We start from the raw sequence: 23,751 nt of genomic DNA on the forward strand, positions 1-23,751 counted from the left end.
CTTTGCAATTCTTGCATCGACCGGAGACACCGCATGGCAAAGCAGGGCGCACTGGGCCTGAAAGGGATCGCATTGTTCGAGGCTGCCAAGGGCCTGCTCGTGATCGTTGCCGGCCTGGGCCTGGCAGCGCTGCTGCACCGCGACGCCCAGGCGCTGGCGGAGGCCGTCATCCAGCGCCTGCACGTCAATCCGGCCAGCCGCTATCCCACCATCTTCCTGTCGCTGCTCCAGCATCCGGGCAACGGGCGCCTGTGGGCCATCGGCGGTTCGGCGGCGGTCTATGTGCTGATGCGATTTGCCGAAGCGTACGGGCTGTGGCGCGGCCTGGCATGGGGCAACTGGATCGGCGTGTGGTCCGGCGGGATCTATATCCCGCTGGAACTGTACGAGGCCTTTGTCCACCCCAGCTGGCTCCATGGCGGGCTGGCGGCGGCCAACCTGCTGGTGGTGCTTTACCTCGCGCGCGGGCTGGTGGCGAAGTCGACCACCAACGGATCATGATCTGAAGAACGATAAGGGCCGGGCGCATAGTAGGCCGCCGCCGCCGGCGCGCCCGGTGCCGGGGCGTAGGAGAAGGCCCCGGGCTCGTCGGCATTGATATGCCACGCATGAACGGCCACCACATGCCGGGCCGCGGCGGCATCGGCAAGAACGTGGTCGAGATACCCGGCCTGGCCGTTGTAGACATAGCTGTAGGCCTGCCGTCCGGCAAACTGCGCGAGCATGTCGGCATAGCCGCGGCGCGCCAGCACGCGCAAGGGGTCTTCCATCGCGTAGCTGTTCAGGTCGCCGATCACCAGTACGCCTGCGCCGGATACGCCCGTCGGCGCGGCGCCCAGCCATTCGGCCAGCGCCTCGGCCGCCTGCACGCGCGCGGGGTTCCAGCAACCCTGGCCATCGCCCTGATCGGCCTGCGCCCCGGCGGCCTCCGTACAGTTCTTGGACTTGAAATGGTTCACCACGATCGTGACAGGCGTGCCGCCGGCCGTTGCGCGGAAAGTGCCGGCCAAGGGCTGGCGGCTGCGCTCGCTCAGCCACGTGGTGGCCGCGCGGCCAGCGGGCACGGCGGTGCTGGCGTTGTACAGCAGCCCGACCGCGATGGCATCCCTGCCAAGGGCCGGTGTGCCGGGATCGAGCACGCGCCAGTCGGGCCCCAGCCGTGAGGCCAGCTGGCGGATCGCGCTGTACTGGCCGTAGCCGTTGTTTTCCACCTCCATCACGCCGATCACGTCGGCGTCCAGTCCACGCAGCGCTGCGACCAGCTTGGCTTGCTGGCGTGCCAGCGCTTCAGCGTTCTGCGCGCCGCGGTTGCCTGAAGCCCCGAAGCCGCCGCCCTGGCCGTCGCCGTTGAAGTAGTTCTGCAGGTTGAAGGCGGCCACGCGCAGCGCGGTGGCCGGATGGCGCGGCGGCGCACCGCGGCGCGGGTTGGTGGCCTGGAACACCGGCGCACTCGCACCGGGCACCGGCTGCAGGCGCCACTGCCCGTGGCGTTTCTCCAGCACCCCTTGCACGCCGGTGACCGTGTCGCCTGCACGCACCGGATTGTCCGCAGCCAGCTGCGGGGGCGGGTAGGGCACCACGGCGGGATACTGGCGCGTAGAGCCATCATCGAGCAGCAGCCGGTTGCGCGCATTGGCGGCGGCCGCTTGCAGCGCGGCCGTGCCGGGCATCGCCATTTGCGTGGGCGCGATCGGGCGGCCTTCGCTCAGCGTCAGCGTGCCATACCGGCCCAGTTCATGCGTATCGGCGACCGTCAGCGTCTGCGGCAGGCGCAGCAACATGCCTTCACGCGCGGCCAGGTCGGATTCGCCGGCCACCGGCAAGGTCAACGTCTGCGGCGTCACCGTCAAGCCGCGCGCGCAGACCGCCAGCACGCCTGACAGGGCCAGCTGCGTTTGCCCGAATTTCTCTTCGACCATTCCGGACACGCGCACCCTGTCGCCGGCGCGTGCCGTGGTGCGCGGCGCATAGACGAACAGGCCTTCGGAGACGCCGGGCCGGTGCAGGCGCTGCGCGTCCGCGGTCTGCAGGAAGAAGCCGCGCAGCCCGCCGTCGCCGCTGAAATCCGCGGTGACGATCGCTTCTACCTCCACCACGCGGCCCGCGAGCGGCGACGCCCCGGCGCTGCCCTGGATCTCGGCGATCGGTGTCGCGGGCGTGCCGCATGGCTGCGATGCCGCACGCGCGCCTGGCAGGGCGGCTGCCAGGCAGGTCAAGGCAAGGGCCGGCAATATGGCACGGACAGGGTGGCGCTGATGCAGGGGCAATCGCATGGCGTGATCGGCGTGTAGTGGCAGGGTGGACCATGCTAACCGCCGCGTGTAACGGAATGCTTGCAGCAGGCATGTGGCGCCGCGATCGTGCTAAGGTAGCAGACACCCGCCGGTGCGCCGGCATCTACTCCACTGGTAAAACCGCCATGATCAAGGAAATCGCACAAATCACCATCAAGCCCGGCATGGACAAGCAGTTCGAGCAGGGCGTGAGCCAGGCCACGCCGCTGTTCCTGCGCTCGCGCGGCTGCCACGGCGTGCAGCTGTTCCGCTCGATCGAGCAGCCGGAACACTACACGCTGGTGGTCGAATGGGAGACCGTGGAAGACCACATGGTCCATTTCCGCGAATCGGCCGAGTTCCAGCAATGGCGCGCGCTGGTTGGCGAGACCTTTGCCGCGCCGCCGAACGTGCATCACGTAGCCAAGGTCCTGTAAGCGCGCGCCATGAGCACCCGGCCGGAACGTCCCCGCCATTTCTCGATGCTGCGCGAGCTGCAGCTGGCCGATGTCTTCACGCTGGGCAACGCGGCCTGCGGCATGGGGTCGGTGTTCTTCGCCATGTTCTTCGTGGCCGACCGGCAGCTGTCGCATTTCTTCACGGCAGCGGCACTGGCGCCGCTGGCCTTTATCTTCGATGTGCTCGACGGCCGCATCGCGCGCTGGCGCCATGCGCATTCGGCGCTGGGGCGCGAGCTGGATTCGCTGGCCGACGTGATCTCGTTCGGCGTCGGGCCGGCCACGCTGGCCTTTGCCGCCGGCACGCGCGGCGGCTGGGACCTGATCGTGCTGATCTACTTTGTCTGCTGTGGCGTGAGCCGGCTGGCGCGCTTCAATGTCACCGCCGAATCGCTGGCGGCGGACAGCGACAGTGGCAAGGTGGCGTACTTCGAAGGCACGCCGATCCCGACCAGCGTGCTGCTGACCGCGGTGCTGGCATGGTGCGCCTGGCAGGGCCAGCTGGGCGGAGAACTGCCGGGCGGCGCGTGGGTGCTGGGCCCCGCGGTGCTGCATCCGCTGGTGCTGCTGTTCGCGCTGTCGGGCACGCTGATGGTCAGCAAGACGCTGCGCATTCCGAAGTTCTGACGGGCCAGCGCAAGCAGCGCCGGCGGTCAGGCTGCCGGCAAAGGCAGCATGCCGCTGGCTTGCTCCTCTCTCCCGCGTGCGGTAGACGGGCAGGGATACACCGGTCGTGGGTGAATTCAGGTTCTTCGAACTCTGTCTTTCTTATTTTTGAAGATAAAAATAAGAATCGCCTGATTTATTTTTCGACGGCACCGTTCTTACTATCCATGTTGCGTTGCAGTGCCGTCACTCGACGAACGCTGCAGCGATAGTGTGCCGCGAGACGCAACGTATTCAGCCACTGGTTCCTTTCGGCATGCAAGCGTTCAACTCCACGGAGTGCTTAGCATGGGTAGCCGATTACCGTTTTCCTTCCGTACCGTTACCGTATCCGGCGATGGGTTGCCGGAACTCCTGGGACAGCCGCTGCTGGTATTTTCCAGGCTGTCCGGCACCGAGGGCATCAATTCGCTGTTCGAGTATGAGCTCGAACTCAAGACGCCGGACGACCGCAACGTCCTGTATGGCCCGGCGGGCGATTTCGACCTCGAAGCCATGCAAGGCAAGGAGCTGACCGTCAGCATCGAACTGGACGGCTCCGGCAGCGGCCTGGAAGGCGGCTTTGGCAGGGGCAAGCGCGAGATTACCGGCATCGTCACCGACGTGCGCGGCCCTTACCACGAAAACGAACGCATTCTCTACCGCCTGACCCTGCGCCCCTGGCTTTGGCTCGGCACGCTCACCTGCACCTTCAAGCGGTTCCAGAACATGAATGTCCTGGAAATCGTGGAAGCGGTGCTTAGCCAATATACCTTTCCGGTCGAGCGCCGGCTTTCACTGATCGAGTATCCCAGGCGCGAGTATCAATTGCAGCCCGGCGAGACCGACTACCAGTTCGTGCGCCGGCTGCTCGCAGAGTGGGGCCTGAATTTCCATTGGGAGCACACGAACGGCCATCACCGCATGGTGCTGACGGATGGCAATGGCGCCTTCCAGAACATCCCCAGCCCCGCCTACCACACCATCAACTGGTATCCCTCCTCGGACCGGGTCGACGAAGAACACCTTCACCAATTCGAGGTACGCGATCGCCTGATTTCGGGCGCATGGGCGCACGGGGATTACGACTACAACCAGCCCCGCGCCGACCTGAATGTCTCTGCCGACGACCCCCGCGACACCAGCCATGCCAGCTATGAGCTGTACAGCTGGCCGGGCGATTACGTTCAGCCCAAGACCGGCAATGACGCCCGCAAGGAAGGCGACATGCTGGCGCGCATCAACATGGAACGCCTGCGGCAACACGGCGTGCGGGTGCGCGGCCAGGGCAATGTGCGCGCAATGGCGCCGGGCCACACCTTTACGCTGAAGCGCTTCCTGCGTGCAAAGGCCAACTGCGAATACCTGATCTTCGCCACGCGCCTGCTAATCGAGGACGTGGGCGAGTTCGCGGGCAGCGACCAGCAATGGCGCTGCGAGGTGGAATTCGAGGCCCAGCCCACCAGCGAAGTGTTCCGGCCCGAGCGGGTCGAAAAGCCTTTCATCGGCGGGCATCACATCGCCCGGGTCGTGGGGCCGGCCAAACAGGAGATCTGGAGTGATGACCTGGGCCGGGTGCGCTGTCAGTTTGTCTGGGACCGCTATGGCACCTGCGACGAGAACAGCTCCTGCTGGATTCGCGTAACCGGCTTCTCATCGGGCGGCCGTTTCGGCAACACGCATCTGCCGCGCATCGGCCAGGAAGTCATTGTCATATACGAGGGCGGAGACCCGGACCGGCCAATCATCATCGGGCCTGTCAACAACCGGCTGAACCTGCCACCGTGGCAGTTGCCCAGCCAGCATGCCTTGTCCGGCTACCAGAGCAAGGAACTGTTCGGCGAAGGCCGCAACCAGACCCTCTACGACGACACGCAGGGCCAGCAGCAGGTGCAGGTCGGGTCGGACTACCAGAACAGCCTGCTGGCCCTGGGCCACAATGTCCGGGTGCAGGGTTGGGAGGGGCGCAAGGATAAGCGGGGAGAGGGCTTCGAACTGCGCACCGACGCGCATGGGGCGCTACGCGCCGCACTTGGCCTGCTCATCACCACCTTCTCGCGCCTGAATGCCGAAGGCAATGCGATGAATGTGCGGGATGTCGTCCAGTTGCTCGAGAAGGCACAGGGCATTGCCGCCACCCTGGGACAGAAGGCGACTGAAGCCCAGACCCAGGACGGCGAACAGACCGGCATTGCGAAACTGCTGGAAAAGCAGCTGGAGCAAATCCGGGGCGGCGGCGAACTGGAGGAATTTACCGCCCCCCACCTGGTATCGGCCAGCCCCGCCGGCATCGTCTCCACGGCAGCCGGCTCGACCCACATTGCCAGCGGCGGCGATACCGCACTGACCACCGGAGAACACCTGTCGGTCACCACTGGCGGCGGGTTCTTTGCCAGCGTACGCAAGGCGCTGCGCCTGTTTGTGTACGAGGCGGGCATGAAGCTGGTCGCCAACATGGGGGACATCGACCTGCAAGCCCTGAAGAACAATATCAACCTGCTGGCGAAGCTCAAGATCACGCTGACGGCCGACGAGATCACCATCCAGGCCAGGCAGAAGCTGTTGCTGGCAGGCGGCGGCAGCTACCTGCGACTGGACGGCAATATCGAGCACGGCACCAACGGCAGGTTCACCGTCCACGCCGCCAGCACGCTGCTGACCGGGCCGAACAGCATCCCGACAGAACTGAGTACCAGACAGGTATGCCTCGAATGCCTCTTGAAGGCGGCCAGGCGCAACACCGGTCTGCTGCTGCGCTGACCCGAGGCCAGCGATGACAACCGAACCAAACCTTGTCTACATCTACGCGCTTGCCGACGGCGCCCAGCACCCGCTGCTGATCGGTGACCTGATGCGGGAAGCCACCGAGCACCGCAACGTGTATGCCGGCCTTCCCGAGGAAGAAGCCGGCGACGCCTCGCTGTTCCTGGCGCTGATCACCGACGCCGACGAGCCATGGCTTGCCAGGCTGGACGAACTGGACTTGCTCGCCCCCTGCATGACCCTGCTCTGGAGCCGCGTCGGCATCGACGCGCTCGCCACGCACCTGCGGCAGTTCCTGATCGCCGACCTCGGCGACGGGCTGAACGCCCTGGTGCGCTATTTCGATCCGCGCAACCTGCGCGCGGTCATGGCGCTGTGGGGCGAAGAGACGACAAGCAAGCTGATGGCGCCCATTCTCCAGTGGAAATACCGCGGGCATGAGACGGAGTGGACGCGACTGGACGGGCCGCTGCACGGCAATCAGTTCGAGACGGCACCAGTTGCCATCACATTCGACCAGCAGCAGGTTGATGACTTCATGGCGCACTGCGAGCCGGACCAGATGCTGGCGGGCCTCGTTGAAGACGGCACCGTGCCGGGCGATGGTCCCTACCTGCCGCGCTTCCTGGATTTCATTGCGCGCTACAAGCGCGTGGCAGGCTGGCGGCTCATCGAGCCCGCCGACCGGTTGGGGTATTGCCAATACTCGTACCGGTATGGGGCCGACTTTGATCAGGATCCGGAGGTGCGCTGGGCGTTGGAGCAACGGATGCACGAGGGCGGCACCTTCAACGCCTGCCTGGCGCAGGTTCATGACTATGTGTGGAAGCGTGTGATTGCCAGGCAGGCCGATCAAAAAACAAAGAAGAACGATGACTAACGATAGCTTGATTCGAAAGCGTGCACATCGATGGCAAGCCGCACTGGTGTTGCTGGGCGCGCTCGGTGCCCTTTCGGCATGCTCGGGGGAGTCGTGGTCTGACATCTCACCCAATCCCGCTGGTGGGGCCGGCAAGGAAGAAATCTTCGGGGGTGGCGTGCGCGGGCTGAACTACTCGTCCGTTGCCATCTATAGCTTCAGCGTCACCGGGCCACGTGGCATGAACGGCGGCGGCCCGAATATCAGTCCAGCGGGCAAGAACGGGCCATCCGGCGGAGGTGCGGAGATGTGCTGTATCGGGATTCCTCAACCATGGAAGCCCGACACGCAGTTACGCATCGAATGGGAGCGCGACCGCAAGCCCTTTGACTACAAGGACAGAAGCGGGCTGGCGGTGCTGACCGCAATGGTCACCGTGCCGGAATATGCGGCAAGAACATCAGGATTTTGGGCGATTTTCCTGCCGGGAGACCGCGTGAAAGTCATGGTGGCGGACGGCAATGCAAATGGTCATAACGATCTCAACGTCAGACCTGCCGACGACGATCCTTTCATTGTCGAGGGAGTACGTGACGAGGCCCTGACCCAGCAAGCTCTGAAGAGATTCCAATAATGACCGCTTTCCGCCTGCCCATTGCCATGCCGGAAACGCGAACCCGCAGCCTTCCCGAGGGAAAACGGGCTTACGAGACCGGCAAGGCCATGGTGAACGATCAACAAACGGAGAAGGGCGATGACAAAAAGTAGGTTGAAGCGAAAGGGCGTAAATCGATGGCAAGCCGCACTGGTGTTGCTGGGCGCGCTGGGAGCCCTGTCCGCATGCTCGGGAGAATCGCGGACTGACTTGGCGGCCAAAACCACCGTTGGAGCTGAGAAGGAGCACATAAGTCCCGGCAGCGCTCGCGGTCTGAATTACTCGTCCGATGCAATCTATAGCTATTACGTCACGGGTCCACGTGGAATGAATGGAGGGGGCGGCAAGATGAGCCCGGCTTTTGAGGAAGGGCCTGCCGAGCCTGGCGAGATGTGTTGCGTCGGCATCCCTCAGCCATGGAAGCCGGGCACACAGTTACGCATCGAATGGGAGCGCGACCGCAAGCCCTTTGACTACAAGGACAGAAGCGGGCTGGCGGTGCTGACCGCAACGGTCACCGTGCCGGAATATGCGGCACGAACATCAGGCTTTTGGCCGATTTTCCTGCCGGGAGACCGCGTGAAAGTCATGGTGGCGGACGGCAATGCAAATGGTCATAACGATCTCAACGTCAGACCTGCCGACGACGATCCTTTCATTGTCGAGGGAGTACGTGACGAGGCCCTGACCCAGCAAGCTCTGAAGAGATTCCAATAATGACCGCTTTCCGCCTGCCCATTGCCATGCCGGAAACGCGAACCCGCAGCCTTCCCGAGGGAAAACGGGCTTACGAGACCGGCAAGGCCATGGTGAACGATCAACAAACGGAGAAGGGCGATGACAAAAAGTAGGTTGAAGCGAAAGGGCGTAAATCGATGGCAAGCCGCACTGGTGTTGCTGGGCGCGCTGGGAGCCCTGTCCGCATGCTCGGGAGAATCGCGGACTGACTTGGCGGCCAAAACCATCGTTGGAGCTGAGAAGGAGCACATAAGTCCCGGCAGCGCTCGCGGTCTGAATTACTCGTCCGATGCAATCTATAGCTATTACGTCACGGGTCCACGTGGAATGAATGGAGGGGGCGGCAAGATGAGCCCGGCTTTTGAGGAAGGGCCTGCCGAGCCTGGCGAGATGTGTTGCGTCGGCATCCCTCAGCCATGGAAGCCGGGCACACAGTTACGCATCGAATGGGAGCGCGACCGCAAGCCCTTTGACTACAAGGACAGAAGCGGGCTGGCGGTGCTGACCGCTACTGTCACAGTGCCGGAATACGCGGCAAGAACATCAGGCTTTTGGCCGATTTTCCTGCCAGGAGACCGCGTGAAAGTCATGGTGGCGGACGGCAATGCAAATGGTCATAACGATCTCAACGTCAGACCTGCCGACGACGATCCTTTCATTGTCAAGGGAATGCGTGACGAGGCCCTGACCCAGCAAGCACTGAAGAGGTTCCAATGATGACCGCTTTTCGCCTGCCCAATGCCATGCCGGAAACGGATAAGGGTCGCCTTCCCGAGGGAAAGCGGGCCTACGAGAATGGCAAAACCACCGTGGACGATCCCCATGGCGACTGCGAACAGACGATTCACATCAACCTGTTCTTCGATGGCACCAACAACAACGATGACATCAAGACTCCTGCCCGCTGGCGGGACTCGACCCACAAGACACACACCAATGTGGCGCGGTTGTTCAGGGCCTGCCCTACCCGACCGCAGCAGGGAATCTTCAGTTCTTACATTGCGGGAGTCGGCACGCTTTTCCCTGATCTGGGCGAACACACCTATAGCAGTAGTGGCAAGGCTTTTGCCAGCGGCTTTGCCAAACGCTGTGCCTGGGGCTACGCCCGCGTGCTGAACGCCGCGCACGAAGCAATGATCGGCATGCGCGGCGATGATCTGATCAACGGCGACGAAGCTAAGAAAATTTGCGAAAAGCTCGACTGGAACCTGGGTTCCTCCCTACTCACCACCAAGGAAAAGCACCTCGGCAGCCTGCACGAGTCGCTGGTTCAGCAATGCAAGCGCAACCGTCTCGTCAAGAAGGCTTACATCAACGTCTTCGGCTTCTCGCGCGGCGCGGCGGGCGCCCGGGTGTTCGTCAGCAAGCTGATCAATTACTGGGCCAAGGCCGGTAAGCTGGCGGGCAAGATCGACTATGAAGTCAACTTCATGGGGCTGTTCGATACGGTCGCGTCGGTCGGCCCGCCCGAGTCGTTTCAATCCGCCGTGGCTTTGGAATACTTCGACGGGCATTTCTGGGCGGCAGGGGGTGGCGCCCTGAACATTCCCGCCCAGGTGCGGCGGTGCGTGCATTTCTTCTCCATGCATGAACAACGCATGAGCTTCCCGCTGGATACCATCCGGAAGGGGACGAGCTACCCGGCAGGCGACAGCAAGCTGCTTGAGGTGCCCTATCCGGGCGTCCACTCAGATGTGGGTGGCAGCTATGTGCCGGGTGATCAGGGCAAGTCGGTCAAGGGCGAGGGGCACCGGCTGGGCAAGATTCCGCTGCACGACATGTATGTCGAGGCCCTGAAGTCTGGAGTTCCCTTGACGCTGGACGACAAAGGCACTGCGAACCAGATGGATGCAGATAGTTTGGCAGATTTCGCCATCGACCCTGCCGTCGCCAAGGCTTTCAACGACTGGCGGGCGGCGCTGCCCGCGATGGACGGCGTGGAGAAGGCCCTCGAGTTTGGCCTGCGGCAAAGCCTGCAATGGCGCACCTTGCGCGCACGCTGGCACACCGGCACCTACGTTACCAACCAGGAGTTCTACCGCTATTGCGCCGAGCCGGCGAACAAGCGTGAGGACAGCAAGACGCCCCAGCAACTGCGCACGGAAGTCGATAAGACAAAGAAAGCCGATCCTGTCATCCGGAAGCTGGAACAGGAAAACATCCAGTTGAAGCTTCAAGTCCAGCAACTCAGGGACCGCGCCATGTTTCCCCAGACGACTTCGCAGGTCATGGCGGATTTGACTAAGCGCCGGGCCCTGGAGGCCAAGGTTGCCGCGAACGATGCCGCCATCGCTGCGCGAGAGAATGCGCTGATGGCGGAGGCGGTTGGCAAGGACCCGGCCGACTGCCGCCCTGGGGAAGGTGCCGACGAGTTCGTCACCAATGACCGCACCGACTTGCTGGAGGCGGCTGAGGAATTCCAGTTGCTGTTGGGATACCTGCACCCCGAACTTCAGCCCGGCCTGAATGTGCGGAAGGAAATGATGGCCCGGCCGGTCTTTTCACCCATCGGGGCAGCGGAAGGGGTCGCCAAGGGTTTCAGGTACCTGGCGACTCCCCGCGCAGAGCGTCCACGCACGGATTCGAAGCTGCTCGTTATGGTCGACGACGATATCCTGACCAAAAGCGCTGCAGTGCGCGGCTATTGGCCCATCGATGACGTACTGGTGGAACCTGCGCCGGAGATGATCCCCTACCTGAAGGCCACGACCTCTGCCAAAGCCGTGGATGACTTTGCGTTGGGCGAGAAGGCGGCCATTGAGTTGTTCGATAACTACATCCACGACAGCCGCGCCTGGTTCCGTGTGCCGAACTTCCACGAGTACGCACCAGGCGGCTACGGGTGGGCCAGGACATTCTTTGTCGGCGACAACAAGGCAGTGCGGCACCTCGGCATGCGCGCAAAGGGCGTGCTGGACAAGCTGCAAGATACCGCTCTGGCCGTCGAGCACGAAATCGATGCCGCCAAGGACAGGGCGATACGGGCAGCGGGCGACGCCGCAGGGCGCGCAGCGGATGCCGCCCGGGATGCAGTCATCGATCAGGGCAAGCGGGCAATGGAAAGAGTCATTCCCTCGGGATTCCCGATGCCAAGGCTGTGACGTGCGCGTGACGGCAAACGCGCCTCTCATGCCGCATCCGTCAATCCTTGGAGGAACACCAACATGACAGCATGGCTAGACCAAGATGATCCCGCGCCGCAACCGCCACGGCCGCCAAAGCCCGGCTCCTCTGCCAGGCAGGCCGTAACCGGCCAGGAGGCCAGGGAACCCGCCACGAAGCTTCTCCCTGCGGCCAAGACCATCGAGGCCCGCATCGCCGCGATCAAGGGTGCGCCCAATCCCCTGCTGAAGGCCGCCAGACCGCTGCTGCGCGCACTGGCAGACATCCCGCCCAGGCTGGACAAGCGCGGTGCGGTGGAATGTCTGCGCGCCCTGCTGGAACAGGAATTGCGCACCTTCCAGGCGGTCTGCGACCGGCTGAACATCGACCGCAAGCACACCACGGCCGCGCACTACGCGCTCTGCACCGCGCTGGATGAGGCCGCGAGCCATACCGAGTGGGGCGGCGGCAGTGCGGCTTCGCTGGGCGCATGGCCTGGCAGCGCCCTGGCCTCGACCTTCCACCAGGACCGCGACGGCGGCACCAAGGTGTTCCTCATCCTGGGCCGGCTGGTGGAATCGGTGGCGGAGAACATCGGCCCCATCGAGGTCTACTATCACATCCTCTCGCTGGGGTTTCAGGGGCGGTATCGCGGCGTGGCGGACGGTGACCAGCAACTGCACACGATCCGGGGACGCCTGCTCGATGTGATCAGCAAACACAAAGGACCAGTGCCCAGGGAACTGTCTCCCCACTCGCAGCCCGCCCCGCCTGGCCGCTTCCATCACCTGCGTGGCATCCCGGTCTGGATGACCTGCGCAACGGGGCTTCTGGCCGTCGCTGGCCTGGCCGGATACTACAAGTACCAGCTGATGCACCAGGAGCGTGACGTAGTGCTACAGATCGAGGCCATTGGCAACCTGACGCCGCCCCCGGCACCAAAGGCGTTGCGCCTGGCCGAGCTGCTCAAGGACGAGATCGCGCGCGGCGTGGTCGCTGTCAAGGACGACAGCCACCGCAGCACCGTGGTGTTCCGCGGCGACGACATGTTCGGCGCGGGCCGGACCGAGGTCAACGCGAAGCTGATGGCGACGCTGAACAAGGTGGCCGGCGAAATCAATCAGGTGCAGGGGAATGTGCAGGTGATCGGCCACAGTGACAACCGGCCCATCAAGAGCGCCCGCTACCCGTCCAACCAGGTCCTGTCCGAGGAGCGTGCCGCCGTGGTCAGCGAATACCTCGCCAGCCAGGGCGTCGCCAAGGGGCGCCTCGAAGCCATCGGCAAGGGCGACACCGAGCCGTTGACGGACAATAAGACCCCCGCCGCCCGCGCGGCGAACCGGCGCGTGGAAGTGGTCGTCGTACAGTAGGAAGCCGGGGCGCCAAAGCTGGGCTATAACAGCAGGCTGGCGGGTCCTTGCCGCGCGGCTGCGGCGGTGCAGTTGGTGCAACTGGCGGACTACCTCGGCTGAGGCTGGCACCGAGGCAGCGCAGGCTATGCCCGCGCTGCCTCGGTTGCCGCCGCCGTGCGTGTCCGGCTGACCATCAACGCCAGCAACGCCGCCACCATGCACGCCGCACCCGCTGCGTACAGCGCCGGCGTATAGGTCAGCAGCAGCGTACGGCTCAGCCCCGCGCCGAACGCCGCCACGGCCGCGCCGATCTGGTGGGCAGCGAAGATCCAGCCGAACACCATCGGCGCGCGCTCGCGCCCGAAAGCGGTGGCCGCCAGCTTGACCGTGGGCGGCACCGTGGCGATCCAGTCCAGGCCATAGAACATCGCAAAGATCGACAGTCCGTACAGCGTGAAGGTCGAATGCGGCAGCCAGAACAGCGACAGGCCGCGCATCGCGTAGTACCAGAACAGCAGCTTGCGGCTGTCGTAGCGGTCCGACAGCCAGCCCGACATGATGGTGCCGACAAAGTCAAAGGCACCCATCATCGCCAGCGCCGATGCCGCCGGCACCGGACCCATGCCGAAGTCGCCGCACAGGGAGATGAAGTGCGTCTGGATCAGCCCGTTCGTGCTCAGGCCGCAGATGAAGAAGGTGCCCGCCAGGACCCAGAAGGCCTGGGTACGGGCAGCGTCGCGCAGCACTCTGAAAGGCCCGCTCAGCGTGAATGGCGCGACGGGTTGCGCGGCGGGCGGCGTGGCTGGATGAGCCGGAACTTCGCCGAACGCGGCCAGGCCGACGTCAGCGGGCCGGTTGCGCATCAGCCCGAACACCAGCAGCGCCAGTGCCGCGCAGGCAGCCAGCACCGGCAGCACGGCCACGCGCCAGCCCATATGTTCGATCAGCCACGCGGCCACCGGCAGAAAAGCCAGCTGCCCGGTGGCGGCGCTGGCCGTCAGGATGCCGATCACCAGGCCGCGCCGCGCGCTGAACCAGCGGTTGGCGACCACGGCTGCCAGCACCAGCGCGGTCAGCCCCGATCCGACGCCCAGCATCAGGCCCCAGGCGACAAAGAGCTGCCACAGTTCGGTCGACACGGTGGCCAGCGCCATGCCGCCGGCAATCAGCGCCAGCGCGGCGCAGACCACGTTGCGCACGCCGAAGCGGTCCATCAGCATCGCCGAGAACGGCGCCATCAATCCGAACAGCGCAAAACGGAAGGCCAGGATCGACGAGATCTGGTCGGTGTTCCAGCCCATCTCCTTTGTCAACGGCTTGAGGAAGGCCCCCGGCAGGCCGAGCGCGGCCGAGGTGGTGAGCATCACCAGGAAGGTCAGGGTGGCGACCAGCCACGCGTAGTGGATGCCGCGCCGGTCGAGCCGGCTGGAAAGAGCTTGCGCGAACATGGATGTCTCGTGATCAGGGTCTGGCGGGTTCAAAGGGCGAAGCGATGCCATCGCCGCTACGACTGGCGGTGGCAGGAGGTGTTGGTCACGCTTGGGGGAAAGCTCAAAACTAGCCCGTGCTGCCCAGCAGGCGGGTCCGCGCTGCGTTCAGCATGTCGTCGGAGAGCGGATCGCCATCGGTGGCGCGCGCCAGTGTGAGGGCGCCGACCAGCAAGGCCATGCGCACCAGCGCTTCATCGTGGCGTTCCTGTGGATCGTCGGCGTCCACGGTCTGCGCCATGCCATCGACCATGGTCCGCAGGCCTTCCACGTAGGCCTGGCGCACGGGCTTGCCGGCGGGTTCACGGGCCACGTCCACGGCCAGGGCCGAGGCAGCACAGCCCACGCCCGGGTTGGCGCAATGCGCGGCGGTCAGGTAGGGCTCCACCAGGTTGGCCAGCATTGCCTTGCGGTCGCCGTCGGCGCGGGCCAGGCGGCGCTCCCAGCGGGCATTCGATTCTTTGAACGCGCGCTTGCAGGCCTGCGCGGCCAGCGCGTCCTTGGAGGCGAAGTGGCCATAGAAGCCGCCATGGGTCAGACCCGCGTCGGCCATCAGCTCGGCCACGCTGACGCCGTTCAGGCCGCGTTCGCGGAACAGGCGCGACGACGCCTGTTCGATCGCCTCGCGGTTCTTGTCGGTTTGTTCGCGTGATGCGCGTGCCATCTGAGGCCCCTCCGAAAAATCTGGCTTGACCGGAGTTTAGATGATGGCCATACTTTATTCAATAGATGACAAGCATCATCTATGTGTTGTATCCCTTTCGCCGCATTTGTGCCGATGTGCTGTCCAAGTGCCGGCTCCCCATCCTCACAGGAGTGACCAGTCATGCAGAACCTATTCGACCTTGGCGGCCGCGTTGCCGTGATCACCGGCTCCACGCGCGGCATGGGCCTGGAAATGGCGCGCGCGCTTGGCGCGGCCGGCGCCGCAGTGGTGGTGTCCGGGCGCGATGCGGCCGTGGCGCGCGAAGCCGCCGGGCAGCTTGAGGCCGAGGGCATCCGCGCCACCGGCATCGCCTGCGATATCGCCGACGAGGACAGCGTGCGGGCCTTTGCCGGGCAGGCGCTGGCGGCGTATGGGCGCGTCGATGCGCTGGTGCTCAATGCCGCCGCGAGCGGCCAGCCTGGGTCGATGCTGAGCCAGGGGCCCGAGGTGTTCGATGCCGCCATGGCGGGCAACGTGCGTGGCAACCTGGTGCTGGTGAACGCGCTGGCCCCGCAGATGATCGAACGCCGTGACGGCTCCATCATTTTCATGTCGAGCATTGCCGCCAAGCGCGGCTCTGCCTTCCTGGGGATGTACAGCGTGACCAAGGCCGCCACCGACCAGGCAGTACGCAGCCTGGCGCTGGAGCTGGGGCCGTCCGGCATCAACGTCAACGCGATCAATCCCGGCCCGGTGCGCACCGAGTTCTCGCGCGAGGCGCTGTGGGGCGATCCGGAGCGCGAGGCGCGGCTGGCGGCGGGCATACCGATGCGCCGCATCGGCGAGGCCGGCGACGTCGCTGGGCTTGCCGTCCTGCTGGCGGCACCGGCCGGGCGCTTTATCAACGGGCAGAGCATCGGCGTGGATGGCGGGTTGTCGGTGCAGTAACCAGGTGCGTGGTAACCGGCCAGTGCCGCAGCGGCATTGGCCGGGCAGGGGGTAGACAATGTGCAGACATATGAACGCGCCTTCAGCACGTTGAAGCGTTTTCCCGTATCGTCTTGTCTGACGATCGCCATGCCAGCGTGCAGCCCTTGCATCACCGATCCCGGCCATGGCGGCAACCGGTAAAGACAGTGTCCAGCACAGCACCCCTCCAGTCCGCCTCCGCCGCGGACGCCGCCATGACTGCGCGCGAGCGCCGGGGCATGGCAGCCATCCTCATCGCCGTCGCCCTCGCCACCCTGGATACCGCGATCGCCAATACGGCGCTGCCGTCGATCGCGGCCGACCTGCGCGCCACCCCGGCGGCCTCGGTGTGGGTGATCAATGCCTATCAGCTGGCGATGGTGTCGACGCTGCTGCCGTTTGCGGCGCTGGGCGGCGTGGTGGGCCACCGGCGCATCTACCTTGGCGGCGTGCTGGTGTTCACCGCTGCCTCGGTGGTGTGCGCGCTGGCGTGGTCGCTGCCGACGCTGGCGGCGGCGCGGGTGCTGCAGGGCATCGGCGCGGCGGCCATCATGAGCGTCAACACGGCGCTGATCAGCGCGATCTTTCCCACGCACCGCCTCGGGCGCGGGCTGGGGCTGAACGCGCTGGTGGTCGGCGTTTCGTTCGCGGTGGGGCCCACGGTGGCGTCGGTGATCCTCTCGTTCGGCACATGGCCGTGGCTGTTCGCCGTGAACCTGCCGATCGGCCTGCTGGCGCTGGCGATCGGGCGCGGCGCATTGCCGCAGACGGCGCGCAGCACGCACGGTTTCGACCGCGTCGCCGCGGTGCTCAGCATGATTGCCTTCGCCGCGCTGATTCTTGCGCTGGGCGAAGGCGCGCAGCGCGCGCCGCTGCATCTGTCGCTGGCCGCGGCGGGCATCTTCGCCGTGACGTTCGGCATGCTGCTGTGGCGCGAACGCGGCCATCCGGCACCGATGCTGCCGGTTGACCTGTTCCGGCGGCCCATGTTCGCGCTGTCGACACTGACCGCGGTGTGCTCGTTCGCCGCGCAGGGCCTGGCCTTCGTGTCGCTGCCGTTCTACTTCCAGCACGTGCTGGGACGAGGGCAGGTCGAGACCGGCTTCCTGCTGACCCCATGGTCCGTCGTGGTGGCGCTGATCGGGCCGCTGGCCGGGCGCTTGTCTGACCGCTATCCGCCTGCCGTGCTCGGCGGCGTGGGGCTGGCGGTGCTCAGCGCCGGCATGCTGTCGCTGGCCATGCTGCCGGCCGACCCCAGCGCGCTCGATATCGGCATCCGCATGTGCATCTGCGGCGCGGGTTTCGGCTTCTTCCAGTCGCCCAACCTCAAGGCGTTGATGACGAGCGCCCCGCGCGAGCGCAGCGGCGGCGCCAGCGGCGTGGTGGCCACGGCGCGGCTGCTGGGGCAGGCCACCGGTGCGGCGCTGGTGGCGCTGTGCTTTGGCATCGCCGGGAATCACGGGCCGGGGTTGGCCCTGGCGCTGGGTGCGGGGTTTGCCGGGGTCGCGGCGGTGGCGAGCTGGATGCGGCTGGCGGCGCCGCGGGCGTAGGGAGGGGGCAGGTAGCGGGCTGACCGATGCGGCCACCCGCCCAAGCCTCCCGCTACGGATCAGTTCAGGCGCGTGATCCGGTTCGTCGTGCCCGGGCTGACCGGGGACTTTGCCTTGAAGTAGGCTTCGAAGACATCGATGTCGACCGGCCCGGCCTGCTGGTTCGTGCCCTGGTTCAGCACCGTGTAGTTGTCGCCCCCGGATGCCATGAAGTTGTTCACCGTGACGCGGTAGGACTTGGCCGGGTCGATCGCCACGCCGTTGAGCTTGATCGACGCAGGGTCCACGCGATTGCCCTGTCCCGCGGGGGCGCCCTCCGGCTTGCTGGCGTCCCAGGTATAGGTAAAGCCGCTGGAAACCTGCAGCACCCGGCCGCCTGCCGGTTGCGGCGCCTCCCATTGCTGTTCCAGCAGGCGCAGGATCTGCGCGCCCGTCAGGCTCATCGTCACCATGCTGTTGCCGAACGGCAGCACGGCATAGAGCTGGCCAAAGGTGGTCTGCCCATTGCTGGCGGCGTCGTACACCAGGTTCTGGCGCAGGCCGCCCGGATTGGTAAATGCCATGACCGCGGGCCCGAACGAGGCGTCCGAGGTGCCGGCCAGGTAGGCGTCGGCCACCAGGTCGCCCATTGCCGACTCGCCCGCGGCAGTCTGGGTGCGGTCGATGCTGGCGGTGATGGCGCCCACCACGGCATTCTTGATCGGGGCGGTCAGTTGCACGTAGCGCGCGACCAGCGCATCGACGGCGCTGTCCCTGGCCAGCGCCGTGTAGCCGGCAGGCAGCGGAATCGGATTGCCCTTGCTGTCCTTGATCACGAGGTCGTTCACCGCCACGCGGTTGTTCGCCACCTTGGACGAGACCTTGCGCGTCACCGGATCGATGGTGATATCGATTTCCGAGGCAAGGCGGCCGTAGAAGCCTGTCTGGGTCAGCAGTTTTCCGTCAGGCCGGGTGCACACATACTCCTGGTGGGTGTGGCCGCTGATCACGATATCCACCGCCGGATCGAGCTTGTCGGCAATCGACACGATCGGGCCGTTCAGTCCCGGGCAGGTCTTGTCATTGACCATGCCGGCCGTGGTCGATCCGCCCTCGTGGATCAACACCACGATGGCATTGACATTCTGCTGCTTGAGCTCGGGAATCAGTTTGTTGACCGTGTCCGCCTCGGCTTCGAACGTCAGGCCGGCCGTCCCCGCGGGCGTCACGACCGTGGGCGTATCCTTCAGCGTCATGCCGATAAAGGCCACCTTGGCCCAGCCAAAGGTTTTGATCTTGTAGGCCGGCAACAAGGGCTTGCCGGTAGCCTGGTCGATGACATTGGCCGCGAGGTACTGGAACTTCGCCCCGGCGTAGGCGCCGTTGGTCATGCAGGTATCCACGCCGACAATGCCCCGCCGCCCGTCCGCCGACTTGGGGAAGCAGCCGCCGTTCTGCAGCCGCAGCAATTCATCCCGGCCCTTGTCGAACTCATGATTGCCGACCGACGAGATCTCCAGGCCCATCTGGCCCAGCACATCGATGGTTGGCTCTTCATGAAAGGCCCCGGAAACAAGCGGAGAAGCGCCGACCATGTCGCCGGCCGCCACCACCACGTTGTTGGGATTCTTCGCGCGCAGCGCCTGGATCAGCGACGACAGATAGGCCGCGCCGCCAGCCGACACCCTGGTGCCGGCGGCATTGGCGGCATCCTGCACCACCACGCTGCCGCCAGGCGCTTCCAGGTTGCCGTGGAAATCGTTCAGCCCGATGATCTTGACCGAGATCGCGGCATCGGCAGCCGGAGCAGGGCTGCCGCCGTCACTGCCGGTACCGCAGGCGGTAATGATCCCGGCGAGGGCGAGCGCGCTCAGGCTCGCGATGAGATACCGTTTGCGTGTCATGTCGGCCTTTCCTTTCAGAGGGGGACAGCAGGCCGCCACTCTATTGGCTCATCGTGACTACATCATGACGCGTGGATGTCACGCAAGGACGTTACGCTGAAGCGTGACAGAACCCCTTGAGCGACCTCACATGCGTCAATATCTGATCGCCTGCACACTGGCCTGTTGCGCGGGCATCGGCCAGGCTGCCACCACCGAACCGCCGCCGGCTGTTGCCCAGGCGGCCCGGCATGCCATGGCGGCGTGCCAGGAATACATGCATGAAGATGCCGACGAATACCAGTCTTGCATCGACGCAGTGGCGCGCGCGATGCCGCGGGGGACGGCTGATTCTGCGGCCCGATTGCTAGGACATTACTACTATGCGTGGATAGGGGCTAACAACTCAGCCCGTCTGTCGTTGCCTGGGGCTGAGCGTGCGGCACACGCCTATCTGGTCAAGTTTCGCGTTCTGCAGCGCAAGCTCAGGCTTGATGATGGGACGCTGTGCAGAGCTGTGCCGGGGGATTGTGTGCAGCGGGTGGCGATTATTGAGCAGATGGAGGCAGAGAGGCAGGCGGAGCGGCGGCGCTGAAAGAGCCATCGGGGTCATTCATGCCGCTCGCGACTATGCCCTTGCGAACCGCTGATCAAATCGAGGCGGGTTCGCCGGGCGCTCACCGTGCCCCCTTTTCATGCGCGTTCAGTCGAGCGACACCCCGAGCTTGCGAATCAGCTCGCCCCAACGCGAGCGCCCGGCACCAAGCCATTGCGCCGCGGCCGGGCCGTTGCTTGTCTGCGGCCGCACGCCCTGCGCCAACAGCCTCTTCTGGAACTCATTGTCCGCGAAGGCCGTCTTGAGTTGCGTCTCCCAGCGAGCGCGGATCGCCGCCGGCGTGCCGGAGGGCAGGAACATCACGAAGGCGAATTCGGCGTCGAAGTTGGCGATGCCGGCTTCTGCCACGGTCGGCACATCAGGGAGCAAGGGATCGCGCCTGGCACCGGATACGGCGAGCGCGACCAGTTTGCCGCTCTTGATGTATTGAACGGCAGCAGGCGTGGCCAGGAAGCCGGCCGGCACCTGGCCAGCGAGCACGTCGCTGAGCGCGGGTGCATTGCCCTTGTAAGGGACGTGCGTGCCGCGGATCTGCGCGCGCGCCTTCAGCATTTCGAAGGTGATGTGGCCGGGCGAGGCAAGGCCTGCCGATGCATAGGAAAGGTCCCTGGTTCTGCCGGCGGTCAAGAACTGCCCCAGGTCATGCATCTTCAGGCTGGGATGCGTGACCAGTACCTGATTGAATGTACCGGCCAGTCCAACCGGCTGCAGGTCGCGGACCGGATCGAATGACATCTTGCGGTAGGCGAACGGATTGACGGTGACCAGCGTGTCCGTCGACAGCAACAGCGTATAGCCGTCCGGCGCCGCGCGCGCCACCGCTTCCGCTCCGATATTGCCGCCGGCTCCGGCCCGGTTTTCGACCACGACCGGCTGTTTCAGTTCGCGCGAAGCACGCTCGGCAACCAGTCGCGCCACCGTGTCGAGCGGGCCGCCGGCGGGAAAATTGACGATCAGGCGAACCGGCTTGGTCGGGTAGGCGTCTTGAGCGCCGGCGGGTACCGCAGCTGCCAGCATGGCTGCGGCGATCAGCCTGCGCAAGGAAAGGCGAATCATGATTGTCTCCGTGGATGTCGTTGTTGTGGGGCACAGCCGCCCGCCATGCGGGCGGACCGGACTCAGGCCAGCGCGGTCGGGTTGGGGCTGGCGTCGCTGTGCGAGATCATCGTCAGCAGCAGTTGGTGCAGCAGTTCCTGGCGCGTGGCCGACAGCGCGGGCGAATCCCACAGGTTGTGCGTTTCCGCGGGGTCCGTTTCAAGATCGTAGAGTTCGCCCCACGACGCGCCCTCGTAGACGCTCAGCCGGTAGCGGGCGGTCTGCAGCGTTCGCATGCGCGTGCGCATCGGGAAGCCAAACAGGGTGCGCTGGTTCTCTTCCTCGATCAGCAGGGCCTCGCGTGGCAGTGTTCCGCCGGCGATCGCGGGCAGCAGCGAAAGGCCCTGGATGCCGTTGTACGGCAGGCAGCCGGCGCGCGCGAGGATAGACGGCGCGATATCGATGGTCGAGCACAGCGACTGGCTGCGCGCGGCGCCAGGCTGGGCGGAGGCCCGCGCGGTGGGCTCCGACCAGATCAGCGGCGTGCGGATCAGCCCCTGGTAGTGCAGCGGACCCTTCCAGAGCAGCTGATGATCGCCAAAGAAGTCGCCGTGGTCACTCGTGAACAGCACGACGGTATTGCGATCCAGGCCAAGCGCTGCCAGCCGTGCCATCACGCGGCCAATGGTGTCGTCGATATGGGTGATCGAGCCGTAGTTCAGCGCCAGCGCCTCGCGGGCCTCGCGCTCCGTGCAGGCGAACATTGCCGGCGTATGCTTGACCGCGCGGCCGCCGTCGCGCTGCGCATGCATCCACTGCAGATGGGGCGGCGCCAGCATGGGATCGGCATTGAACGAGGCCGGCAAGTCCATGTCTTCGGGCCGGTACATAGCCCAGAACCTGCCCGGCGGTGTGAACGGGTGGTGCGGGTCCGGGAACGAGCACTGGATCATGAAGGGCGCTTCGCCCTGTGCATATTGCTCGAGCAGGTCGATCGTGCGATCGCCGATCCACGCCGTGGTCGAGAGGGCTTCCGGAACACGGGTACGCCACGCCTGCCGCGCTTCAGCCAGGGCCCAGTCCGGTGTCGGGATAGCGTGCTCCTGTCCGCATGCGCGCGCCACCTCGGGATGATGCTGCTCCAGCCAGCGCCGGTAGTGCCCGCCGGCCGTGTCGCCATGGTCGGTCACCAGTTGCACGTCGGCAAAGCCGTAGAACGGCAGTGACATGCCGAAGTCCGGATCGTCCCGCCAGGCCGGACCCCATTCCTGGTCGAAGCGTCCACTTTCGGGACGGCGCGCCTCACCCTCGGTGCGCGGATCACCGGGGCGTGGCCAGACCGGCGCAAGACCGGTCATGTTCTGCAGGTGCGATTTGCCGACCAGGCCGGTGCGATAGCCGGCATCGCGCAGCCGCTCGACGAAGGTCGTCTGCGACAGCGGCAGTGGAATGCCATTGTGGCGCGCGCCATGCACCGATGGCATGCGCCCGGTCATCAGCGATGCGCGGTTCGGCATGCAGATCGGCGACGCCACATAGCAGCGCTCGGCCAGCCAGCCATGCCTGCCGAGCCGATCGAGATTGGGAGTCTGCACGACGCGGTTGCCATAGGTGCCGAGATGGTCGGCGCGATGCTGGTCTGTGATGAACAGCAGGAAATTGGGTCGGGCGCTGGTCGGATCGCTGGATTGGGTCATGGTCACTACGGCTTGGCCTGTAGGCGCCGGAAATGGCGTCGGGACTGCGAGGGTTGAAGAAAATTATGGCATCGCCAGCGATTACAATGAAATGATTAATATGGCTTCCACTATCACATAAAACTCATACCATGGACTGGACCCAACGGCTGCGAATCCGGCAGCTGCACGTGCTGGTGGCACTACATGAAACGCGCAATGTCAGCCGCACTGCCGCGCGCCTGAACATGACCCAGCCCGCGCTGTCGCGCTGGCTCGTCGAGCTGGAAGGGGAGCTGGGCGTGGCGTTGTTCGAGCGGCATTCGCGCGGACTGGTGCCGACCCCTTTCTGCGACGCACTGGTCGTGCACGCCCGCGCCGTCCTCAGCGAGATCGAGCGCGCGCAGGCCACTATCCGCGTGATGGCCGACGGCGCCTCGGGGCAGCTCGCGATCGGCGCGACGCCAACCGTGGCGGTTGACCTGCTGCCGTCAGCGATCCGCCTGTTCCGCGAGCACTTTCCCGACGCGCATCTGACGCTGGCCGAAGGAACCGTCGAAGACATGCTGTCGGCGTTGCGGGAAGGGCGGCTGGATTTCGTCGTGGGACGCACCGAGGTACAGGGCGTTGACGGCGCGCTGCGCTGCGAGCTGCTGTATCCGGAGACTATCCGCGTGATCGCCGGCCCCAGGCACCCGCTCGCGCGCAAGCGCAAGGTCAGTTGGGCCGACACGCGCGCGTACACCTGGGTGGGTCCTCCCGTGACCAGCCAGATCCGGCGCGAGCTGGACTACGAGCTGGCGCTGGCCGGCGAACCGGCCCCACGCGTGCGGATCGAGAGCGCGATGGTGCTGGCCAACGTGTCGCTGCTGCAACAAGGGCAGTTGTTGGCCGTGATGTCAGGGCGGATGACGGAGTTCTTCAGCCAGTTGGGTCAGGTGGTGGCGCTGAAGCTGCCGTACCGCCGCGAGGGTATGGTTGGCGTGCTTCGGCGAAGAGATGCCGAACAGACGGCGCTGCGGCACGCCTTCATGGAAGCGCTGAGGGCCAGTTCGCGTTAGCCGG

General features: G+C 65.4%; 22 protein-coding genes. 16 read left to right on the forward strand and 6 right to left on the reverse strand.

The window, feature by feature from the left end; all coding sequences use genetic code 11:
* The first annotated feature begins 33 nt into the window (after positions 1-33).
* Positions 34-501, forward strand: a complete 468-nt coding sequence (locus ACREYQ_RS23260; RefSeq protein WP_432262507.1) for a DUF2127 domain-containing protein — start codon at positions 34-36, stop codon at positions 499-501.
* Here ACREYQ_RS23260 and ACREYQ_RS23265 read toward each other — a convergent pair.
* Positions 453-2,273 (reverse strand): ExeM/NucH family extracellular endonuclease, encoded by a 1,821-nt coding sequence (locus ACREYQ_RS23265; RefSeq protein WP_432262508.1) that lies wholly within the window; start codon positions 2,271-2,273, stop codon positions 453-455. The two genes, ACREYQ_RS23260 and ACREYQ_RS23265, sit on opposite strands and share 49 nt — an antisense overlap.
* A 146-nt stretch (positions 2,274-2,419) precedes the next feature.
* Between ACREYQ_RS23265 and ACREYQ_RS23270 the strand changes: the two genes are divergently transcribed.
* The 11 genes from ACREYQ_RS23270 to tssL all read left to right on the forward strand — a co-directional run bounded on the left by ACREYQ_RS23270 (position 2,420) and on the right by tssL (position 12,863).
* A complete protein-coding gene (locus tag ACREYQ_RS23270; protein ID WP_432262509.1) occupies positions 2,420-2,710 on the forward strand; it encodes an antibiotic biosynthesis monooxygenase family protein in 291 nt (96 codons plus the stop codon).
* 9 nt (positions 2,711-2,719) lie between these two features.
* Positions 2,720-3,358 carry a CDP-alcohol phosphatidyltransferase family protein gene (locus ACREYQ_RS23275; protein ID WP_432262510.1) on the forward strand — a complete coding sequence of 213 codons (639 nt, stop codon included), beginning with the start codon at positions 2,720-2,722 and terminating at the stop codon, positions 3,356-3,358.
* Between the two features lie 327 nt (positions 3,359-3,685).
* On the forward strand, positions 3,686-6,136 hold the full coding sequence (locus ACREYQ_RS23280; RefSeq protein WP_432262511.1) for a type VI secretion system Vgr family protein: 2,451 nt from the start codon (positions 3,686-3,688) through the stop codon (positions 6,134-6,136).
* Positions 6,137-6,149: 13 nt separating this feature from the next.
* On the forward strand, positions 6,150-7,019 hold the full coding sequence (locus ACREYQ_RS23285) for a DUF4123 domain-containing protein (RefSeq protein WP_432262512.1): 870 nt from the start codon (positions 6,150-6,152) through the stop codon (positions 7,017-7,019).
* A complete protein-coding gene (locus ACREYQ_RS23290; protein ID WP_432262513.1) occupies positions 7,012-7,632 on the forward strand; it encodes a DUF3304 domain-containing protein in 621 nt (206 codons plus the stop codon). Before ACREYQ_RS23285 ends, ACREYQ_RS23290 begins: the two co-directional genes overlap by 8 nt.
* On the forward strand, positions 7,632-7,766 hold the full coding sequence (locus ACREYQ_RS23295) for a hypothetical protein (protein WP_432262514.1): 135 nt from the start codon (positions 7,632-7,634) through the stop codon (positions 7,764-7,766). Before ACREYQ_RS23290 ends, ACREYQ_RS23295 begins: the two co-directional genes overlap by 1 nt.
* The gene (locus ACREYQ_RS23300) at positions 7,753-8,370 is read left to right on the forward strand and encodes a DUF3304 domain-containing protein (protein WP_432262515.1); all 618 of its coding nucleotides are present in this window, start codon (positions 7,753-7,755) and stop codon (positions 8,368-8,370) included. Before ACREYQ_RS23295 ends, ACREYQ_RS23300 begins: the two co-directional genes overlap by 14 nt.
* The gene (locus ACREYQ_RS23305) at positions 8,370-8,504 is read left to right on the forward strand and encodes a hypothetical protein (RefSeq protein WP_432262514.1); all 135 of its coding nucleotides are present in this window, start codon (positions 8,370-8,372) and stop codon (positions 8,502-8,504) included. The genes ACREYQ_RS23300 and ACREYQ_RS23305 overlap by 1 nt, the downstream gene beginning before the upstream one ends.
* Positions 8,491-9,108: a DUF3304 domain-containing protein gene (locus ACREYQ_RS23310; protein WP_432262516.1), complete on the forward strand. Its 618-nt coding sequence runs from the start codon at positions 8,491-8,493 to the stop codon at positions 9,106-9,108. Before ACREYQ_RS23305 ends, ACREYQ_RS23310 begins: the two co-directional genes overlap by 14 nt.
* Complete coding sequence (locus ACREYQ_RS23315; protein ID WP_432262517.1) at positions 9,105-11,492, forward strand: T6SS phospholipase effector Tle1-like catalytic domain-containing protein; 2,388 nt, start codon at positions 9,105-9,107, stop codon at positions 11,490-11,492. The genes ACREYQ_RS23310 and ACREYQ_RS23315 overlap by 4 nt, the downstream gene beginning before the upstream one ends.
* A gap of 63 nt (positions 11,493-11,555) precedes the next feature.
* The gene (tssL, locus tag ACREYQ_RS23320) at positions 11,556-12,863 is read left to right on the forward strand and encodes a type VI secretion system protein TssL, long form (RefSeq protein WP_432262518.1); all 1,308 of its coding nucleotides are present in this window, start codon (positions 11,556-11,558) and stop codon (positions 12,861-12,863) included.
* 125 nt (positions 12,864-12,988) lie between these two features.
* Here the strand turns inward: tssL and ACREYQ_RS23325 are convergent, their stop codons facing one another.
* Positions 12,989-14,293 carry an MFS transporter gene (locus ACREYQ_RS23325; protein WP_432262519.1) on the reverse strand — a complete coding sequence of 435 codons (1,305 nt, stop codon included), beginning with the start codon at positions 14,291-14,293 and terminating at the stop codon, positions 12,989-12,991.
* Positions 14,294-14,402: 109 nt separating this feature from the next.
* The gene (locus tag ACREYQ_RS23330; protein WP_432262520.1) at positions 14,403-14,996 is read right to left on the reverse strand and encodes a TetR/AcrR family transcriptional regulator; all 594 of its coding nucleotides are present in this window, start codon (positions 14,994-14,996) and stop codon (positions 14,403-14,405) included.
* Between the two features lie 162 nt (positions 14,997-15,158).
* On the opposite strand from ACREYQ_RS23330, the gene ACREYQ_RS23335 reads away from it, so the two are divergent.
* Both ACREYQ_RS23335 and ACREYQ_RS23340 read left to right on the forward strand, forming a co-directional pair.
* A complete protein-coding gene (locus ACREYQ_RS23335) occupies positions 15,159-15,926 on the forward strand; it encodes an SDR family NAD(P)-dependent oxidoreductase (RefSeq protein ID WP_432262521.1) in 768 nt (255 codons plus the stop codon).
* Between the two features lie 236 nt (positions 15,927-16,162).
* Positions 16,163-17,497, forward strand: coding sequence for an MFS transporter (locus ACREYQ_RS23340; RefSeq protein ID WP_432262522.1), 1,335 nt, complete (start codon positions 16,163-16,165; stop codon positions 17,495-17,497).
* A 59-nt stretch (positions 17,498-17,556) separates the two neighbouring features.
* Here ACREYQ_RS23340 and ACREYQ_RS23345 read toward each other — a convergent pair whose 3' ends face one another.
* A complete protein-coding gene (locus tag ACREYQ_RS23345) occupies positions 17,557-19,380 on the reverse strand; it encodes a bifunctional metallophosphatase/5'-nucleotidase (protein ID WP_432262523.1) in 1,824 nt (607 codons plus the stop codon).
* A 130-nt stretch (positions 19,381-19,510) separates the two neighbouring features.
* Here ACREYQ_RS23345 and ACREYQ_RS23350 point away from each other — a divergent pair, with 130 nt between their 5' ends.
* Entirely contained in the window at positions 19,511-19,954 is a 444-nt protein-coding gene (locus ACREYQ_RS23350; RefSeq protein ID WP_432262524.1) for a hypothetical protein, read from the forward strand.
* Between the two features lie 108 nt (positions 19,955-20,062).
* Here ACREYQ_RS23350 and ACREYQ_RS23355 read toward each other — a convergent pair whose 3' ends face one another.
* Complete coding sequence (locus ACREYQ_RS23355) at positions 20,063-21,031, reverse strand: Bug family tripartite tricarboxylate transporter substrate binding protein (RefSeq protein WP_432262525.1); 969 nt, start codon at positions 21,029-21,031, stop codon at positions 20,063-20,065.
* Positions 21,032-21,093: 62 nt separating this feature from the next.
* On the reverse strand, positions 21,094-22,707 hold the full coding sequence (locus tag ACREYQ_RS23360; protein WP_432262526.1) for a sulfatase family protein: 1,614 nt from the start codon (positions 22,705-22,707) through the stop codon (positions 21,094-21,096).
* 131 nt (positions 22,708-22,838) lie between these two features.
* Between ACREYQ_RS23360 and ACREYQ_RS23365 the strand changes: the two genes are divergently transcribed.
* Positions 22,839-23,747, forward strand: a complete 909-nt coding sequence (locus tag ACREYQ_RS23365) for a LysR family transcriptional regulator (RefSeq protein WP_432262527.1) — start codon at positions 22,839-22,841, stop codon at positions 23,745-23,747.
* The last annotated feature ends 4 nt before the right edge of the window (positions 23,748-23,751 follow it).

The sequence above is a fragment of the Cupriavidus sp. TMH.W2 genome, assembly GCF_050847365.1.
Lineage (GTDB): Bacteria > Pseudomonadota > Gammaproteobacteria > Burkholderiales > Burkholderiaceae > Cupriavidus.

Coding starts and splice junctions, on each gene's coding strand:
- ACREYQ_RS23260 (WP_432262507.1), top strand. CDS start 34: ATGGCAAAGCAGGGCGCACTGGGCCTGAAAGGGATCGCATTGTTCGAG.
- ACREYQ_RS23265 (WP_432262508.1), bottom strand. CDS start 2,273: ATGCGATTGCCCCTGCATCAGCGCCACCCTGTCCGTGCCATATTGCCG.
- ACREYQ_RS23270 (WP_432262509.1), top strand. CDS start 2,420: ATGATCAAGGAAATCGCACAAATCACCATCAAGCCCGGCATGGACAAG.
- ACREYQ_RS23275 (WP_432262510.1), top strand. CDS start 2,720: ATGAGCACCCGGCCGGAACGTCCCCGCCATTTCTCGATGCTGCGCGAG.
- ACREYQ_RS23280 (WP_432262511.1), top strand. CDS start 3,686: ATGGGTAGCCGATTACCGTTTTCCTTCCGTACCGTTACCGTATCCGGC.
- ACREYQ_RS23285 (WP_432262512.1), top strand. CDS start 6,150: ATGACAACCGAACCAAACCTTGTCTACATCTACGCGCTTGCCGACGGC.
- ACREYQ_RS23290 (WP_432262513.1), top strand. CDS start 7,012: ATGACTAACGATAGCTTGATTCGAAAGCGTGCACATCGATGGCAAGCC.
- ACREYQ_RS23295 (WP_432262514.1), top strand. CDS start 7,632: ATGACCGCTTTCCGCCTGCCCATTGCCATGCCGGAAACGCGAACCCGC.
- ACREYQ_RS23300 (WP_432262515.1), top strand. CDS start 7,753: ATGACAAAAAGTAGGTTGAAGCGAAAGGGCGTAAATCGATGGCAAGCC.
- ACREYQ_RS23305 (WP_432262514.1), top strand. CDS start 8,370: ATGACCGCTTTCCGCCTGCCCATTGCCATGCCGGAAACGCGAACCCGC.
- ACREYQ_RS23310 (WP_432262516.1), top strand. CDS start 8,491: ATGACAAAAAGTAGGTTGAAGCGAAAGGGCGTAAATCGATGGCAAGCC.
- ACREYQ_RS23315 (WP_432262517.1), top strand. CDS start 9,105: ATGATGACCGCTTTTCGCCTGCCCAATGCCATGCCGGAAACGGATAAG.
- tssL (WP_432262518.1), top strand. CDS start 11,556: ATGACAGCATGGCTAGACCAAGATGATCCCGCGCCGCAACCGCCACGG.
- ACREYQ_RS23325 (WP_432262519.1), bottom strand. CDS start 14,293: ATGTTCGCGCAAGCTCTTTCCAGCCGGCTCGACCGGCGCGGCATCCAC.
- ACREYQ_RS23330 (WP_432262520.1), bottom strand. CDS start 14,996: ATGGCACGCGCATCACGCGAACAAACCGACAAGAACCGCGAGGCGATC.
- ACREYQ_RS23335 (WP_432262521.1), top strand. CDS start 15,159: ATGCAGAACCTATTCGACCTTGGCGGCCGCGTTGCCGTGATCACCGGC.
- ACREYQ_RS23340 (WP_432262522.1), top strand. CDS start 16,163: ATGACTGCGCGCGAGCGCCGGGGCATGGCAGCCATCCTCATCGCCGTC.
- ACREYQ_RS23345 (WP_432262523.1), bottom strand. CDS start 19,380: ATGACACGCAAACGGTATCTCATCGCGAGCCTGAGCGCGCTCGCCCTC.
- ACREYQ_RS23350 (WP_432262524.1), top strand. CDS start 19,511: ATGCGTCAATATCTGATCGCCTGCACACTGGCCTGTTGCGCGGGCATC.
- ACREYQ_RS23355 (WP_432262525.1), bottom strand. CDS start 21,031: ATGATTCGCCTTTCCTTGCGCAGGCTGATCGCCGCAGCCATGCTGGCA.
- ACREYQ_RS23360 (WP_432262526.1), bottom strand. CDS start 22,707: ATGACCCAATCCAGCGATCCGACCAGCGCCCGACCCAATTTCCTGCTG.
- ACREYQ_RS23365 (WP_432262527.1), top strand. CDS start 22,839: ATGGACTGGACCCAACGGCTGCGAATCCGGCAGCTGCACGTGCTGGTG.